The 16,811-nt window shown below is 68.6% G+C and carries 18 protein-coding genes; 15 read left to right on the top strand and 3 right to left on the bottom strand.

What is annotated here, in order from left to right:
- Positions 1–9 precede the first annotated feature (9 nt).
- Positions 10–1,863: a glycosyltransferase family 39 protein gene (locus H8B22_RS01905; RefSeq protein WP_187713486.1), complete on the top strand. Its 1,854-nt coding sequence runs from the start codon at positions 10–12 to the stop codon at positions 1,861–1,863.
- An 8-nt stretch (positions 1,864–1,871) separates the two neighbouring features.
- Here H8B22_RS01905 and H8B22_RS01900 read toward each other — a convergent pair whose 3' ends face one another.
- Positions 1,872–2,447 (bottom strand): Maf family protein, encoded by a 576-nt coding sequence (locus H8B22_RS01900; RefSeq protein WP_187712460.1) that lies wholly within the window; start codon positions 2,445–2,447, stop codon positions 1,872–1,874.
- A gap of 5 nt (positions 2,448–2,452) precedes the next feature.
- Positions 2,453–2,824 (bottom strand): hypothetical protein, encoded by a 372-nt coding sequence (locus tag H8B22_RS01895; RefSeq protein WP_187712459.1) that lies wholly within the window; start codon positions 2,822–2,824, stop codon positions 2,453–2,455.
- Between the two features lie 144 nt (positions 2,825–2,968).
- Between H8B22_RS01895 and H8B22_RS01890 the strand changes: the two genes are divergently transcribed.
- From H8B22_RS01890 to H8B22_RS01825, 14 genes are all read left to right on the top strand, one after another.
- The gene (locus H8B22_RS01890) at positions 2,969–3,499 is read left to right on the top strand and encodes a YceD family protein (protein ID WP_187712458.1); all 531 of its coding nucleotides are present in this window, start codon (positions 2,969–2,971) and stop codon (positions 3,497–3,499) included.
- 36 nt (positions 3,500–3,535) lie between these two features.
- Positions 3,536–3,730: a 50S ribosomal protein L32 gene (gene rpmF, locus H8B22_RS01885; RefSeq protein WP_187712457.1), complete on the top strand. Its 195-nt coding sequence runs from the start codon at positions 3,536–3,538 to the stop codon at positions 3,728–3,730.
- Between the two features lie 284 nt (positions 3,731–4,014).
- The gene (locus H8B22_RS01880; RefSeq protein ID WP_187712456.1) at positions 4,015–4,995 is read left to right on the top strand and encodes a beta-ketoacyl-ACP synthase III; all 981 of its coding nucleotides are present in this window, start codon (positions 4,015–4,017) and stop codon (positions 4,993–4,995) included.
- 125 nt (positions 4,996–5,120) lie between these two features.
- Positions 5,121–6,056, top strand: a complete 936-nt coding sequence (gene fabD / locus H8B22_RS01875; protein WP_407060821.1) for an ACP S-malonyltransferase — start codon at positions 5,121–5,123, stop codon at positions 6,054–6,056.
- Positions 6,053–6,799: a 3-oxoacyl-ACP reductase FabG gene (fabG, locus tag H8B22_RS01870; RefSeq protein WP_187712454.1), complete on the top strand. Its 747-nt coding sequence runs from the start codon at positions 6,053–6,055 to the stop codon at positions 6,797–6,799. The genes fabD and fabG overlap by 4 nt, the downstream gene beginning before the upstream one ends.
- Before the next feature lie 131 nt (positions 6,800–6,930).
- Positions 6,931–7,170, top strand: a complete 240-nt coding sequence (gene acpP / locus H8B22_RS01865) for an acyl carrier protein (RefSeq protein ID WP_187712453.1) — start codon at positions 6,931–6,933, stop codon at positions 7,168–7,170.
- Positions 7,171–7,353: 183 nt separating this feature from the next.
- A complete protein-coding gene (fabF, locus tag H8B22_RS01860) occupies positions 7,354–8,607 on the top strand; it encodes a beta-ketoacyl-ACP synthase II (protein ID WP_187712452.1) in 1,254 nt (417 codons plus the stop codon).
- 101 nt (positions 8,608–8,708) lie between these two features.
- Entirely contained in the window at positions 8,709–10,064 is a 1,356-nt protein-coding gene (locus H8B22_RS01855) for an aminodeoxychorismate synthase component I (RefSeq protein WP_187712451.1), read from the top strand.
- 2 nt (positions 10,065–10,066) lie between these two features.
- Complete coding sequence (pabC, locus tag H8B22_RS01850; RefSeq protein ID WP_187712450.1) at positions 10,067–10,882, top strand: aminodeoxychorismate lyase; 816 nt, start codon at positions 10,067–10,069, stop codon at positions 10,880–10,882.
- A gap of 14 nt (positions 10,883–10,896) precedes the next feature.
- Positions 10,897–11,973: an endolytic transglycosylase MltG gene (mltG, locus tag H8B22_RS01845; protein WP_407060820.1), complete on the top strand. Its 1,077-nt coding sequence runs from the start codon at positions 10,897–10,899 to the stop codon at positions 11,971–11,973.
- Complete coding sequence (gene tmk, locus H8B22_RS01840; RefSeq protein ID WP_187712448.1) at positions 11,970–12,620, top strand: dTMP kinase; 651 nt, start codon at positions 11,970–11,972, stop codon at positions 12,618–12,620. The genes mltG and tmk overlap by 4 nt, the downstream gene beginning before the upstream one ends.
- A 2-nt stretch (positions 12,621–12,622) precedes the next feature.
- Entirely contained in the window at positions 12,623–13,594 is a 972-nt protein-coding gene (locus H8B22_RS01835) for a DNA polymerase III subunit delta' (RefSeq protein WP_187713485.1), read from the top strand.
- Positions 13,591–13,956, top strand: coding sequence for a PilZ domain-containing protein (locus tag H8B22_RS01830; RefSeq protein WP_187712447.1), 366 nt, complete (start codon positions 13,591–13,593; stop codon positions 13,954–13,956). Before H8B22_RS01835 ends, H8B22_RS01830 begins: the two co-directional genes overlap by 4 nt.
- Positions 13,957–13,981: 25 nt before the next feature.
- On the top strand, positions 13,982–14,614 hold the full coding sequence (locus tag H8B22_RS01825; RefSeq protein WP_187712446.1) for a hypothetical protein: 633 nt from the start codon (positions 13,982–13,984) through the stop codon (positions 14,612–14,614).
- Positions 14,615–14,634: 20 nt separating this feature from the next.
- On the opposite strand, the gene H8B22_RS01820 is transcribed toward H8B22_RS01825, so the two are convergent.
- Positions 14,635–16,695, bottom strand: a complete 2,061-nt coding sequence (locus H8B22_RS01820) for a 3-hydroxyacyl-CoA dehydrogenase NAD-binding domain-containing protein (RefSeq protein ID WP_187712445.1) — start codon at positions 16,693–16,695, stop codon at positions 14,635–14,637.
- Between the last annotated feature and the right edge of the window lie 116 nt (positions 16,696–16,811).

Raw genomic sequence — 16,811 nt, 5'->3', positions numbered from 1 at the left:
AGTGAAGCGATGCAGCCCGGGCAGGAATCCGGCGCGATACGAACGGCCTTCTGGGTGCTGTGGTCGGGCGTCCTGTTGCTCAAGCTCATGGTGGCGGCGCGCCTGCCGTTGTTCGTCGACGAAGCCTTCTATTGGCAGGAAGGCCACCACCTCGCCGCCGCGTATTCCGACCTGCCCGGCCTGACTGCATGGCTGGCGCGATTGGGCGTGGCGCTGGGCGGCGAGCATGCCTTCGCCTTGCGCACGCCGTTCCTGTGCGTCGCGGCGCTGGTGCCATTGCTGGTGGTGCGCATCGCAACGCGGGAATTCGGCGCGCGCGCCGGTTGGCAGGCCGGTTGTTTCGCGGTGCTGCTGCCGCTTTCCGGCACGCTGGGGCTGTTGGCCCTGCCCGATGCGATGATGGCGCTGGCCACCTTGCTGTGCGTGGATGCCGGCGCGCGGCTGCTGCGCGAAATCAGCGCCGCCGCCGCGCTGGAACTCGCGCTCGGGCTCGTCCTGGGTGCGTTGAGCCACTACCGCTTCATCGCCGTGGTCGGTGTCGGTTTCGTCGCGCTGCTGCTGTTGCCGGACGGACGGCGCGCGCTGCGCGACGTGCGCGTGTGGACCGCGATCGCCTTGGGCGCGTTGGCCTGGACGCCGCTGCTGGCATGGAACCTCGACAACGCCGATGCGGGACTGCGTTTCCAGCTGGTGGAGCGGCATCCGTGGGCCTTCCACGGCGACGGCATCCTGTTCGTCGCGGTGCAGGCATTGTTGGTGACGCCGCTGCTGTTCGTCGCGTTGCTGCTGGCCGGGTGGCGCGGGCAGCGGATGGCGTTGCCGGCGGCGCGCTACTTCGCCTACCTCGGCCTGCTGGTGGTGGCGGGCTTCTTCGTCCTCGGCTTCTTCGCCGATACCGAGCGGGTCAGTTTCCATTGGCCGTTGCCGGGCTACCTGGCGTTGCTGCCGCTGGTGCCTCTGCTGCTGGCGCGCTGGCCGCGCTGGTTGCAGGTCGCGACGTGGGCCGTGGCCGGCCTCGGCCTTGCCGTCATGCTGTCCTTCTATGCCGCCGTGTCGATCCCGCAGGTGCGGGCGCGGGTGGCGGCGGAGAAGTTCTATCCCTACAACTTCGCCGGCTGGGACGAACTCGCTGTCGTGGTGCGTGATCGTCTCGAAGGCATGCCCGCGGGAACGCGTGTCCTCGCCGACAGCTTCAAGGTCGGCTCCGAGCTCGGCTTCGCGCTGGGCGACCCGGACATCGCGGTGCTGGACCACCCGATCAACCACAAGCACGGCCGCGCGCCGCAGCTGCGGCTGTGGGGGCTCGAACACCAGGGCAAGGCGGACTGGTCGAAGGCGCCGATGCTGCTGGTCGTGGGCATTTCCGAAGTGCCCTACAAGGATCTGCTGCGCCGTTACCACGCGTTGTGCGAGATGGTGGGCCCGCTACCGCCGCCGCAGGTGTTGAACGTCGATCACGGCCGGCAACGTTTCGCGCTGTTCGCGTTGCAGGCCCCGCGCACCGGCCCTTGCACCACGCCGGCGATGGTGTGGATCGATGCGCCGGCGGGCGGTGCCGTCGTCGATCGCAGGTTCGACCTGCGCGGCTGGGCGTTCAAGGACGGCGTCGGGCTTGCGCGGGTCGAAGTGCTGCTCGACGGCCGCCGCGTCGCCGAAGCGGACTACGGCCTGCCGTACGAAGGGCTGCAGGGCAACTGGCCCGAGAGCAACGATCCACGGCATCCGGATGTCGGTTTCGCCGCACGGGTGGATCTGGGCACCGACCGTGCCTTCGTTCCGGGGCGTCATTGGCTGGGGCTGCGGCTGCACGGCCGCGACGGAAGCGTCGAGGACTGGGCGGAACAGCCGATCGAGGTTCGTTAGGCCAGCCGCTAGGGCAGCACGAATCCCGCTTCGCGCAGCAGGCGTGCGGTGGCGATCAGCGGCAGGCCGACCAGCGCGGTGGGATCGCTCGAATCGATCGCCTCGAACAGGGTGATGCCCAGCCCTTCGGACTTGAAGCTGCCCGCGCAGTCCAGCGGCTGTTCCGCGTCCACGTAGCGCTCGATCTCCGCCAGCGCAAGTGGACGAAAACGCACGGTGGTGGTGTCCATGGCGATGCGCGGCGCGTCGCCATGGCGCTGCACGCAGACCGCGGTGCGGAAGCGCACTTCGCGGCCCGACATGGCCCCCAGTTGCGCGATCGCGCCGTCGCGACTGCCCGGCTTGCCCAGCGCGCGGTCGCCCAGTTCGGCCACTTGGTCGGAGCCGATGACGAAGGCGCCCAATTCGCGTTCGGCAATCACGCGGGCCTTGGAAACCGCCAGGCGCTCGGCGAGATAGGTCGGCCACTCCCCGGGCAGCGGTGTTTCGTCGACTTCCGGACGGGCGACGTCGAACGGCAGTCGCAGCCGCGCGAGCAGTTCGCGGCGGTAGGCCGAGGTGGAGGCGAGGATGAGGCGGGGCATCCGGGTCAGCTTTGCGGCGCCCGGGCGCGGGCAATCTCGGTCAGCTGGGCATCGATGCGGCTGCGGGCGGCGTCGATCGAGACGCGCACGTCCGCCAGTTGCCCCAGGCTGGCTTCGCGGCCGTGATCGCGCAGCCAGAGGCGCTGGCGGAGCATCTCTCGCATCGCGTCCCCGACCGGGTCGGGGCCCTGTTCACCGGCGACCGCCGCGATCTCGGCCCGGGCGGTGCGCAGGCGTGCCTCGAGGGCATCGGCCGCGTCCAGCAGGTCGCGGACGGCGCGGGCGCGGCGGCGCGGACCCCGTTGGCGCAATATCGCCGCCAGGACGATCGCCACACCCGCCGCAGCCACGGTCCAGATCAGTACGGTCAGGGTCACGGTGCCGGCAGCCAATAAGGGGCTGCAGTCTGAACCGAGGGCCCCGGTTTGCACAATCGCCCCCACCGGCACCGCAAAAGCCCGCCGCCACAAGGACTTGCGGTTTGACACGGGGGTGCCGCGACCTCTAACATCCCGCGTCTTATGTCAGCTGGCACGCCATACGAACGGGTCCCCGAGCTTCTGGACGCCTGGCGGATGGTGGCGGCGCGGCGCGGGGTCGAAGGCCGCCTGCCGTTGTCGGCGCTGACACGGCTGGAGGACAGCCTGCTCGATACCCGAGGTGACGTCCGTTTCGCGCTCGATTTCGATCGCGATTCGCTGCAGGTGCCTTACGTCGAGCTGCGCATCGAAACGGAGTTGCCGCTGGAGTGCCAGCGCAGCCTGGAGCGGTTCCTCCTGCCGGTGAAGATCGTGCAGCGGCTCGGTCTCATCCGCGACGAAGCGGACGAGGCTGCGCTGCCGCCGGGTTACGAACCGCTGCTTGTGCCCGAAAATGGCGAGCTGCGGCCGGCCGAGCTGGTGGAGGATGAGCTCATCCTCGCCGTGCCGGTGGTGCCGGTGAACCCCGGCAGCGAGGCGGTAGAGCGCGACTGGCCCGCCACGCAGGAAGAACAAGAGCGCGCGAATCCGTTTGCCGCGCTGTCGGCATTGAAGTCGAAACCGAACAAATAACTCGCTTTAACTGGCGAATTTTTCTGGAGCAAGACCATGGCAGTTCAGAAGTCCCGCGTCACCCCGTCCAAGCGTGGCATGCGCCGTTCGCACGATGCGCTGTCGGCCAAGCAGCTGGCGACCGACCCGACCACGGGCGAGACCCACCTGCGCCACCACGTGACCGCCGACGGCTACTACCGCGGCAAGAAGGTCATCGACACCCAGTCGAAGGTCGCCGACGAAGAATGATTATTCCGGCGACTTGCGCGCCGGAATAATTGCCGCCGTTGGAACGGCCGCCATGCGGCCGTACAACGTCGGCGGCGAAGCGGGCGCTTAACGCGCCCGTTCGCGTTTGTGAGATTCCTGTCTGATCCCGGGCGCTTCGTGCGCCCGTGTGCGTTTGTGCGCTGCGCCAACGGCCGCCCAAGCGAGTAGCATTCAGCCTTTGCCGCCCGGGTCCCGGGCGTCCAGCTTCCGCCGGCCTATACGGGCAGCATCGCTGCCGTCGCCGCCCCCACGATGAGAAAGGCATGACCCAGCAAGTGTTCGCGCGTATCGCAGGAACCGGCAGCTACCTGCCGGAGAAGGTGCTCACCAACGAGGAGCTGTCCAAGATCGTCGACACCAGCGACGAATGGATCGCGGCCCGTACCGGCATCCGCCAGCGCCATATCGCCGCGGAAGGCCAGACCACCAGCGACCTGGGCTACCACGCCGCCATGCGCGCGCTTGAAGCGGCCGGCGTGGATGCCAAGGAACTCGACCTGATCGTGGTGGGCACCACCACGCCGGACCTGATTTTTCCCTCCACCGCGTGCCTGATCCAGCACCGCCTCGGTGCCGACGGCTGCCCGGCCTTCGACGTCAATGCGGCATGCTCGGGCTTCGTCTACGCGCTCACCGTCGCCGACAAGTTCATCCGTTCCGGCGCCGCGAAGACCGCGCTGGTCATCGGTTCGGAAACCCTGACCCGCATGGTCGACTGGAGCGATCGCACGACCTGCGTGCTGTTCGGCGACGGTGCCGGCGCGGTCGTACTCAAGGCCGACACCGAAACCGGCATCCTCAGCACGCACATGCATGCCGATGGCGGCAAGAAGGAATTGCTTTGGAACCCGGTCGGCGTGTCGGTCGGCTTCAAGCCGGGCGAGGACAACGCCGGCGTGCGCATCCACATGAGCGGCAACGACGTGTTCAAGCACGCCGTGAAGGCGCTGGATTCGGTCGTCGAGGAAACGCTCGAGGCCAATGGCCTGGATCGCCACGACATCGACTGGCTGATCCCGCACCAGGCCAACCTGCGCATCATCGAAGCCACGGCCAAGCGCCTGGACATGCCGATGGAGCGCGTGGTCGTCACGGTCGACAAGCACGGCAACACCTCGTCCGGTTCCGTGCCGCTCGCGCTCGACACCGCGGTGCGCTCCGGCAAGGTCCAGCGTGGCCAGCTGCTGCTGCTGGAAGCCTTCGGTGGCGGCTTCACCTGGGGCTCGGCGCTGTTGCGCTATTGAGTGTCGGCCGCGGCGTCGACTGCCACGGCCCCGTTGCTGCATACGCACTGGTACAGACGGATGATCAGGTTCGCCCGTATCATGCCGCCTCTTTTTTGAAGGGAACCGCCGTGACGGAGCCTTCTGTGCAACTTGCATTCGTTTTCCCCGGCCAGGGGTCGCAGTCGCTGGGCATGCTCGGCGACCTCGCCGGCGCGCACGCGGTGATCCGCGAGGCCTTCGCCGAAGCCAGCGAAGGCGCCGGCGTCGACCTGTGGACGCTGTCCCAGGATGGCCCCGAGGAACAGCTCAACCGCACCGAGTTCACCCAGCCGGCCCTGCTGGCCGCCGGCGTGGCGGTGTGGCGCGCATGGCAGCAGCAGGACGGCGCGCAGCCGTCCGTGCTGGCGGGCCACAGCCTGGGCGAATACAGCGCGCTCGTCGCTGCCGGCGCCTTGTCGCTGCACGATGGCGCGCGCCTGGTGCGCCTGCGCGGGCAGCTGATGCAGGATGCCGCGCCGGCAGGCACCGGCGCGATGGCGGCCGTACTCGGCGCCGAAGACGAACTCGTGCTGGAAGTGTGCAAGGCCGCATCGACCGAAGAGATCGTCGTGCCCGCCAACTTCAATTCGCCCGGCCAGATCGTCATCGGCGGCCACGCCGCGGCGGTCGACAAGGCGCTGGCGATGCTGGGCGAGCGCGGCGTGCGCAAGGCCGTGAAGCTCGCGGTGAGCGTCCCGTCGCACACGCCGTTGATGCGCGAAGCCGCCAACCGCCTGGCCGAAGCGATGAACGACCTGCAGTGGCGCGAACCCGCGCTTCCGGTCGTGCAGAACGTCGACGCCGAAGTGCACCAGGGCATCGAATCGATCCGCGGCGCGCTCGTGCGCCAGCTGTACCTGCCGGTGCAGTGGACCGGTTGCGTGCAGGCGCTCGCTTCGCGTGGCATCGTCCGCATCGCCGAATGCGGCCCCGGCAAGGTGCTCGCCGGCTTGACCAAGCGCATCGACAAGTCGATCGACGCCCGTGCGATCGGCACCACTGCAGAATTCGAATCGGCCCTCGCGGAGTGGAAGGCATGAGCAATCTCCCCCTGACTGGTGAAGTCGCGCTCGTCACCGGCGCCAGCCGCGGCATCGGTGCCGCGATCGCCGACGAACTCGCCGCGCAGGGCGCGACGGTCATCGGCACGGCGACCTCGGAAGCCGGCGCGAAGGCCATTGCCGATCGCCTCGCCGCGCACGGCGGCCACGGCCGCGTGCTGAACGTGAGCGAGGCCGCGTCGATCGACACCCTGATCGACGGCATCGCCAAGGACATCGGCGCGGTCTCGATCCTGGTCAACAACGCCGGCATCACCCGCGACAACCTGCTGATGCGGATGAAGGACGAGGACTGGCAGGCCATCCTCGACACCAACCTCACCAGCGTCTACCGCACCTCGAAAGCGGTGATGCGCGCGATGATGAAAGCGCGCAAGGGCCGCATCATCAACATCGCCTCGGTCGTCGGCGTCACCGGCAACGCGGGCCAGACCAACTACGCGGCGGCGAAGGCCGGCATCATCGCCTTCAGCAAGTCGTTGGCGAAGGAAATCGGCTCGCGCGGCGTCACCGTGAATGTCGTGGCGCCGGGCTACATCGCCACCGACATGACCAAGGACCTGCCCGAAGATGCCAAGCAGGCGTTGATGAACCAGATCGCGCTGGGCCGCCTCGGTGAACCCGCCGACATCGCCCGTGCGGTAGCCTTCCTCGCCGGGCCTGCGGCCGCGTACATCACGGGCGAGACCCTGCACGTCAACGGCGGCATGTACATGCCTTGAGATTGCCTTCGACCGGTTGCCCATTTATCCGTAACCGGTTGAAGCGAAAGGGGTTTCGCGACTTTCGCGAACACCCGTGATTCATTTAGACTATTCCATCGAATTCCCGATCCCGGGAGGAGTGAGACCCAATGAGCAGCATCGAAGAGCGCGTCAAGAAGATCGTCGTCGAACAACTCGGCGTGAAGGAAGATGAAGTCACCAACAACGCTTCGTTCGTCGACGACCTCGGCGCGGACTCGCTCGACACCGTCGAGCTGGTGATGGCCCTCGAAGAAGAGTTCGAGTGCGAAATCCCGGACGAGGAAGCCGAGAAGATCACCTCGGTGCAGCAGGCCATCGACTACATCAAGGCGCACGTCAAGGCCTGATGTATCGCGGAGCCGGGCATTGCCGGCTCCGGGTTGGCCATCCGCCTCCGTCGCTGATGGCGAACCGCAAAACCAGACCGGGGCCGCGCTTTGCGGCCCCGTGTTTTTGAGCCACGGCCTCCATACCGTGGCGTTTCAACCGCAATCCTGCCGGTAGCACCGGCGCAGCGTTCGGAGTGTTTCATGTCGAATAGGCCGGCTTTTAACAGGCGTGTCGTGATCACCGGTATGGGTACCGTCTCGCCGCTGGGCAACGACCTGGCGACTACTTGGGACGGCATCGTCAACGGCCGTTCCGGCATCGGTCCGATCACCCATTTCGATCCGTCTGCATTCACCACCCGCATCGGCGGCATGGTGAAGGACTTCGACGTCACCAAGTGGGTCAATCCGAAGGACGCCAGGAAGATGGATGAGTTCATCCATTACGGCGTCGCCGCTTCGCTGATGGCGCTGGAGGATGCGGGCTACACGATCGACGATTCCAATGCCGAACGCACGGGCGCCCTGATCGGCTCCGGCATCGGCGGCCTGCTCGGCATCGAGGAGCAGACCATCAAGTACCACGAGGGCGGCGCGCGCAAGATCTCGCCGTTCTACGTGCCCAGCACCATCATCAACATGCTGCCCGGCCAGGTGTCGCTGCTCACCGGTGCCAAGGGCCCGAATTTCTCCGCCGTCTCGGCCTGCGCCACGTCGAACCATTCGATCGGCATGGCGATGCGCATGATCCAGTACGGCGACGCCGACGTGATGATCGCCGGCGGCGCCGAGCGCGGCTCCTCGCCGACCTCGGTCGGCGGTTTCTGCTCGATGAAGGCGATGTCCACGCGCAACGACGATCCGACCAAGGCCTCGCGCCCGTGGGACAAGGAGCGCGACGGCTTCGTCCTCGGCGATGGCGCCGGCATCCTGATCCTCGAGGAATACGAACACGCCAAGGCCCGCGGTGCGCGCATCTATTGCGAGCTGGCCGGCTTCGGTGCGTCTTCCGACGCCTTCCACATGACCGCACCGAGCGAGAACGGCGAAGGCCCCGCGCGCTGCATGGTCGCGGCGATGAAGGACGCGGGCGTGAGCCCGGACCAGATCGGCTACCTCAACGCCCACGGCACCTCCACGCCGCTGGGCGACCTGGCCGAGACGCTGTCGATCAAGCGCGCGCTCGGCGACCATGCCTACAAGACCATGGTGTCCTCGACCAAGTCGATGACCGGCCACCTGCTCGGTGCCGCAGGTGGCGTGGAAGCGATCTTCACCGTGATGGCGCTGCACACCGGCATCGTCCCGCCGACGATCAACCTGGACGAAGCAGGCGAGGGCTGCGACCTGGACTACGTGCCGCACACGGCGCGCCAGGCGAAGGTCGATGTCGCGATCTCCAACGGCTTCGGCTTCGGCGGTACCAACGGCTCGCTGGTGTTCAAGCGCCTCTGAGGCTCGCCGTTGTCGGCAGGTCCCGATCCCCGCTCCGGCGGGGATCTTTGTTTCCGGTGCCGGCGCGCCAACGCTGCAACCAAACGCGGTCTAATACCTCCATGCTGTTGACCCGAAACCTTTCCCGGTCCATCGACCTGCTGGCGCTGCAGCGGCTGGCGCCGCAGCGCTATCCGCTGCTGCTCGAATCCAGCGCGCACGGCACCGCACAGGGGCGCTGGGACCTGTTGCTGGCGACCAGCGGCGACAGCCTGCAGCTCGATCGCGACGGCATCACGCGCGATGCGCAGGGTAGGGCCGTTGCGGGCGATTTCCTCGCCGCGCTCGATGCGGAATGGCAGGCGCAGCGGATCGCGCGCGAGGAGCCGCGCTGGCCGTTCCGCGGTGGCTGGGCGCTGCTGCTGGGCTACGAACTCGCTGCGCAGGTCGAGCCGGTGCTGCAACTGCCGCAGGCGCCGGGGAGCGTGCCGGCCGCGATGGCGTTGCGTTGCCCCGCCGCGGTGCTGCGCGACCACGCCACCGGCGAGTGCGTCGTCGTGGCCGAGCCCGCATTCGCGGCGATGCTCGATGCCATCGTCGCGGATGTCGCGTCGGCGCACGACATGCCGCCACTGCCGCCTTGGCAGCCGCCCGAAATGATCGAAGAGGATGCGCCGGAGCGCTACACCGACGGCGTGCGACGCGTCCTCGACTACCTGGCAGCCGGCGACGTGTTCCAGGCCAACCTGTCGCGCGGCTGGAGCGCGCGCTTCACAGACACATTGGATCCCGCCGCGCTGTTCCAGCGCCTGCGCGAGAACAACCCGGCGCCGTTCGCGGGCGTGTTCGCACAGCCGGACTGGGCGGTGGTGAGTTCCTCGCCGGAGCGGTTGGTGTCGGTGCGCGGCGACCTGGTCGAAACGCGGCCGATCGCCGGCACGCGCGCGCGTTTTGCCGGCGACGACGATGACGCGCGCATCCGCGAGCTCGTCGGCCACCCGAAGGAGCGCGCGGAGCACGTGATGCTGATCGACCTGGAACGCAACGACCTCGGCCGCGTCTGCGCGGCGGGCAGCGTCGAGGTCGACGAGCTGATGACAGTGGAGAGCTACGCGCACGTGCACCACATCGTCAGCAACGTGCGTGGCCGGCTGCGTGCGGGGGTGACGCCGGGCGAAGTGATCCGCGCCGTTTTCCCCGGCGGCACGATCACCGGCTGCCCGAAGGTGCGCTGCATGCAGATCATCGCCGAGCTCGAAGGCGTCGGCCGCGGCGCGTACACGGGCGCCATCGGCTGGTTGAACCGCGACGGCGACATGGACTTCAACATCCTGATCCGCAGCGCGGAAGTCGAGGGCGACACGCTGCGTTTCCGCACCGGCGCGGGCATCGTGGCCGACTCCGATCCGCAGCGCGAGCTGGAAGAAACCCGTGCCAAGGCGCGCGGCATGCTGCGCGCGCTGGGGGCCGAGGGGTGACGGTGCGCGTCTTCTCCGGCAGTACACGCATCGAAGCGGTCGCGCCCGACGACCGCGGCCTGGCCTACGGCGATGGCCTGTTCGAAACAATGCGCGCCGCACGCGGCGAGGTGCCGTGGTGGGATGCGCACTGTGAGCGCTTACAGGCGGGTGTGCGTCGCCTCGGCATGGTCCTCCCGGACATCGGCTTGTTGCGTGCCGAGGCAGCGGCGCTGCTGGCCGGTGACGATGCTGTACTGAAACTGATCGTCACCCGCGGCAGCGACGGTCGCGGTTACGCACCGGAACTCACCGCGACGCCGACCTCGGTGCTGTCGCGCCACCCGCTGCCGCCGACGCCACCAGCAGCCGGGATCGCCCTGCGCTGGTGTGCGACCCGGCTCGCGCTGCAACCCGCGCTCGCCGGCATCAAGCATTGCAACCGGCTCGAGCAGGTGCTGGCACGCGCCGAATGGAACGACCCGGCGGCCGCGGACCGCGACGCCTTCGACGGCTTGATGTGCAGCACCGAGGGCGACGTGGTCTGCGCCACCGCGGCCAACCTCTTCGTCCTGAAGAACGGTCGCTGGTCGACGCCCACGGTCGATCGTTGCGGCGTCGCCGGGGTCTGCCGGGCGTGGGCCAAGGCGGCGCTCGATGCCGAGGAAACCCGCCTCGATGTGACCGACGTCGAAACCGCCGATGCCGTTTTCCTGTGCAATGCGGTGCGGGGTATCCTGCCCGTGGCAAGGCTGGGCGCGCGCCAGTGGCTGCCGCACCCGCAGGTCGCGGCGCTGCGCGCGCAGCTGGCCTCGAACCACCCCGCCTTCATCGCATGACCATCGGAGACGACGTGAGTCGCAAGCCCCAGCGCCGCTTCGGCGGATTCTTCCTGCTGCTTCTTCTGATCGCCGCCGGCACCGGTTACTGGGCCTGGCAACGTTATGCCGGCTTCGCCAACACCCCGCTGGCGGGAATCACGGCCGATTCCTCGGTGGTCGTCGAGCCGGGTGACTCGCTGCCGATCGTGCTGCGCAAGCTGCGCGACGCCGGCATCGAAACGGGCGAATCGCTGCAATGGCGCGTGCTCGCGCGGCAGATCCAGGCCGCCGGGAAACTGCAGGTCGGCGAATACCCGCTCGATCCGAAGACGACGCCGCGCGAACTGCTGGTCGCGATGCGCGACGGCAAGGTGATCCAGCGGCGCTTCACCATCGTGGAAGGCTGGAACATCCGCGAACTGCGCGCCGCACTCGCACGGGTCACGGCGCTCAAACAGGAAACGACGCAACTCGACGATGCGGCGCTCATGAAGGCGCTGGGCCACGTCGGCCAGCACCCGGAAGGGCGCTTCCTGCCCGAGACCTACCTCTACACCGCGGGCGACAGCGACCGGGACGTCCTGCAGCGCGCCTACGCCGCGATGGAACAGGCGCTCGCGGCGGCATGGGCGCAGCGCCACAAGGACAGCGTGCTGAAGACGGCCGATGAAATGCTGACGCTGGCCTCGATCGTGGAAAAGGAAACCGGCATCGCATCCGAACGCCCGCAGATCGCCGGCCTGTTCGAGCGTCGCCTGAAACTGGGCATGCGCCTGGAGACCGATCCCACGGTCATTTACGGCATGGGCTCGGGCTACGGCGGCAACATCCGCAAGGCCGACCTGCGCACGGATACGCCGTACAACACCTATGTCCGCGCCGGCCTGCCGCCTACGCCCATCGCCATGCCGGGCGTTGATGCCCTCGAGGCAGTGGTGAACCCCGCGCCCGGCGATGCGCTGTTCTTCGTCGCCATCGGCGATGGCAGCGGGCGGCACCTGTTCGCGCGCACCTATGCCGAACACCAGGCGAACGTCGGCCGCTACCTGAAGAACTACCGCGCGCAGCAGGGTGCCGCCACCACGGCGACGGAGAAGCAGAAGCAATGACGCTGCAGACCCACGCCCGCTTCGTCACGCTCGAGGGCGGCGAGGGCGCCGGCAAGTCGACGGTGCTGTCGGCGCTGCGCGGGTTCCTGCTGGCGCGCGGCCACGAAGTGGTGTCCACGCGCGAACCCGGCGGCACGCCGCTGGCCGAACAGATCCGCGGCCTGCTGCTCGATACGCACCACGAACCGCCCGCGCCGGAAACCGAACTGCTGCTGATGTTCGCCGCGCGCGCGCAACACGTGCGCGAGGTGATCCTGCCGGCGTTGCAGCGCGGTGCGTGGGTGATCAGCGACCGCTTCACCGATTCCAGCTACGCCTACCAGGGCGCGGGCCGCGGCATGGACGCGGCGTTCATCGCCGCCCTGGAGCAGCGCGTGGTCGGCATCACGCCCGCCATGACCCTGCTGCTGGACATCGGCGTCGCCCACGGCCGCGAACGCACGCGTGGACGCGACCTCGCTCCCGGCGGGAGCGGCCCGGATCGCATCGAGCGCGAGCAGGACCATTTCTTCGAACGCGTACGCGAGGGCTTCCTGGCCCGGGCCGCGGCGGAGCCCAGGCGTATTCGCGTCGTCGATGCGACGCAGTCGGTCGACGCCGTCGCCGCGGAAGCCGTCGCCCACCTGCAGGCGCTGGCGGTCGCATGAGCATGCCCGTCGACTTCGCGCCCTGGCAGCAGCGCATCTACACCCGCGCGGCTGCGGCCCTGGATGCCGGCCGGCTCGGCCACGCCCTGCTGTTCGCCGGTCCGGCGCAACTGGGCAAGCGCGACGTGGCGCAGCGCCTGGCGCAGCGGCTGCTGTGCGAACAACGCCTGCCCGATGGCGAACCCTGCGGCCGTTGCCGCGGTTGCCACCTGCTGGAGGCGGGCACGCACCCGGACTACCAGTTCCTCTCGTTCATCCCGAACAAGGAAGGCACGCGCCTGCGGACCGAGATCGTCATCGAGCAGATCCGCGAGCTGTCCCAGCGCATGGCGTTGACCCCGCAGTACGGCGGGGCGCAGATCGCGATCATCGACCCGGCCGAAGCGATCAACCACGCCGCCAGCAATGCGCTGCTGAAGACGCTCGAGGAACCGGTGTCCGGCCGCTACCTGTGGTTGCTGACTGCGCATCCCGCGCGCCTGTCGGCGACGATCCGCAGCCGCTGCCAGAAGCTCGAATTCCAGCTGCCGCCGGCCGACGAGGCGCTGGCGTGGCTGCGCGCCCGCGGCCACGCGGACGCCGCTGCGCAGGAGGCGTTGGAGGCTGCACGTGGCCATCCGGGCCTCGCGCATGAATGGCTCCAGGGCAATGGCCTGCAGCTGCGCCGCGAAGTGGTCGCGGACCTGGCCAAGCTGGCGCGGGGCGATGCCGCGGCGGCAGAAACCGCCCAGCGCTGGGCCGCGGACGACGATCTCGGATTGCGTTTGCGCCACGCCGCGGATGTCGCATTGGCCGAAGCCGGGCGCTTGACCGAGCCCGCCCGAGCGCGCAGTCTGGCCGAGTGGTTTGATCGGGCCAACCAGGTCCGGGACCTGTTGCGGACTACGGTCCGGGCCGACCTGGCCGTGGTCGAATTGTTGCTTGCCTGGAGCGGGAGCGGAGCTGCCGCCAGGGCCGGAGGAAACAGGGGATGAGTGGCATGACAGGAGCAGGCGGCGCGCGGCAGGGCATCCTCTCGCACGCGATCAAGGACAAGGCGGCGTTGTACAGCGCGTACATGCCCTTCCTGAAATCCGGCGGCATTTTCGTCACCACCACCAAGCGCTACTTCCTCGGCGACGAGGTCTTCCTGCTGCTGACCCTGCCCGAATCCAACGAGCGCCTGCCCGTGGCCGGCAAGGTCGTCTGGGTCACGCCGCAGGGCGCGCAGGGCAATCGCCCCGCCGGCATCGGCGTGCAGTTCCCGGACACGGTGGAAGGCGAGACGGTGAAGGGCCGGATCGAGGCCCTGCTGGCCGGCACCCTCACCGCGGAGCGGCCGACGTACACGATGTAATGCGCGCAAGGCGCAGGACGCGTCGATGCATTCCTGGGTGCTGGCAATCGGATTGATGTTTGCTTGTGGCGGTGCGACCGCCGGCAACGCGCCCGCACCGGCGATCGTGCTGGAACCGCTGCCGCCCACCGGCGAGCTGCTGGAACTCTGGGCCCAGCCAGGCCCCGTGCCGGCCCATCTGCAAGCACAGATCGATCTCGGCGACGACGCGGGCGGGCGCGTGCTGCGGCTCATTGCGCCGGACGACAAGCCAGGCAACTACCGCGTCAGCGTGCAGTTCGAAACCAGCGCGGGGATCAGCGGCGAAGGGCCGCATGTGGACCTGATCGACTGGAAGCATTGCCGTTCCGACTGGCATCCGGCCGCGGACGATGGCGAGGGCGGATTCCGCCTGCCGTTTCCCGACGAGCGCGACCAATCCTGTTTTCCGCCGGCCACGCGTGGGGAACTTCGCACCGCGGTGCACAACGCGATCACCTGGGAAGCAGACGCCGCGGCGCGTGCGCGTTGGCTGGATCTTGCCGCCCAGGCGCCGCGTATCGGCGAAGCGCCGTCCTATGTCGCGATCAGCCTGATCCGGGTGCGTGTCGAATACCGCGAAGCAGGCGCGTGGCGCCTGCTGACCGTCATCGACCTGCTCGTGCCGATGGGCTGCTGACCGCCGCGGTCCGAGCGGCTTCAGCCCGCCTTTGCCAGCGCGGGGTTCGTCCAGCCTTCGCGCGGTGCGAACCGGTCACCGTACTTCGCCTGCAGCGCCTTGAGCCGTTCCAGCAGCGCGCCAGCGCCGGCTTCGCGGATGTACTGGATCGGGCCGCCGCGGAACGGCGCGAACCCGGTGCCGAAGATCACGCCGGCATCGAGCAGGTCGGCATCGGTCACCACGCCATCGTGCAGGCACGCCACCGCTTCGTTGAGCAGGGGCAGGATCAGGCGGTCCTCGAGATCGTCCGGGGCCTTGTAGTCCTTGGGCAGTTCCGGCTTCTGCGCGCGACCCTCGACCCACTTGTAGAGGCCCTGGCCGTCCTTCTTGCCGCGCTTGCCGGCTTCCGGTGGCGCCGACAGCGCGGCCGGAATCGGCAGGCCGAGGAACGGCGCGAGTTCGGCGCCCACGCCGGCGGCGACGTCGAGGCCCACGGTGTCGATCAGTTCGATCGGTCCCATCGGCATGCCGAACTTCACCGCGGCCTTGTCGATCGCCGCGCCCGGGATGCCCTCGGCGAACGCGGTCGCTGCTTCGAGCATGTAGGGGAACAGCACGCGGTTGACGAGGAAGCCCGGCGTGCCCGCGACCGGCACCGGCAGCTTGTCGATCGCCTTGCAGAACGCGGCCAGGCGCTGGCCGGTTTCGGGTGCCATCGCGTCGTGGTGGATGATCTCCACCAGCGGCATCAGCGCCACCGGATTGAAGTAGTGCAGGCCGGCGAACTGCGCCGGGCGCGCGATGTGTTCGCGCAGTTCGGTCAGCGGGATCGACGAGGTGTTGGTGGTCAGCAACGCGCCGGGCTTCATGCGCGGTTCCACCGCCGCATAGAGCTCGCGCTTGGCTTCCGGCTTCTCGATGATCGCTTCGATCACCAGGTCGGCCTGCGCCGCGCCGTCGCCACTGAGGTCGCCCTTGAGGCGCGCGGCAACGGCGGCACGCTTGCCTTCGTCCTTCACCTTCTTGTTGAACAGTTCGGCGGAGCGGGTGAGCGCCGTATCGATGAAGCGCTGCTCGCGATCGCTGAGCGTTACCTCGAAGCCGCGATAGGCCGACCACGCGGCGATGTCGCCGCCCATCACGCCTGCGCCGACCACGTGCACGTGCTTGATGCCGTGGTCCTTGCCGCCTGCCGACTTCAGTCGTTCCTGCAGGAAGAACACGCGGATCAGGTTGCGTGCGGTCGGCGTGGACGACAGCTTCACCACGGCCTTGCGTTCGGACGCCAGCAGCGACTGCATGCCGCCACTGGCGCGCTGCCAGCTGGCGATCAGGGCGTACGGCGCCGGGTAATGGTCCTTGCGCGCCTTGCGCGCGACCTGCTTGACCAGCATCGGTGCCAGCAGCTGGCGCGCGGGCCAGGTGTTGGTCGCCCATGCCATGAAGCGCTGCTTGAACGGACGTTGCGTGCCGCGCAGCGCCAGCTTCGCGGCTTCCTCGACGAGCGAGGCGGGATCGACGACCCGGTCGACCAGGCCGATCGCGCGCGCGGCCGACGCCGACAGCGAGCGGCCGGTCAGCATCATGTCGAACGCCGCGGGCGCGCCGACCAGGCGTGGCAGGCGCACGCTGCCGCCCCAGCCCGGGAAGATGCCCAGCTTCACTTCCGGCAGGCCGATGCGGGTGGAGGCGTCGCTGCTGGCGACGCGATAACTGCAGGCCAGGGACAGTTCGGTGCCGCCGCCCATGCAGAAGCCGTGGATCGCGGCGACGGTGCGGAAGGGCAGTTCGGCGATGCGCTGGAACACCTGCTGGCCGCGGCGGATCGCGTCGTTGACGTTGCCACGGGCGTCGAACTCGGCGAATTCGCGGATGTCGGCGCCGGCGATGAAGCCGCTGGTCTTGGCCGAGCGGATCACCAGGCCCTTGGGCGGGTCCAGCACCAGGCGTTCGAGCAGGCCGTCGAGTTCGATCAGCACTTCCTGCGCGAACGTGTTCACCGACGTGCCCGCGCGGTCGAACGACAGCACCACGACGCCGTCGTCGCGCTGTTCCAGTTTCCAGTGCTGCAAGCGAAGACCATCAAGGCCAGCGATCATGCGGGACCATCCTTACGAATCGGTGGGGCGGTGCTGGGCACCGGAGCGGGCCGGCCTTCGCGACCGGTTGATGCGGCCTATGATCCAGAGCTTGTTTCCGCCCCGTCAAACCGTAT

Source organism: Lysobacter terrestris, from assembly GCF_014489475.1.
Classification (GTDB): Bacteria; Pseudomonadota; Gammaproteobacteria; order Xanthomonadales; family Xanthomonadaceae; genus Agrilutibacter; species Agrilutibacter terrestris.
This window is presented reverse-complemented; position numbering and strand designations above follow the sequence as displayed.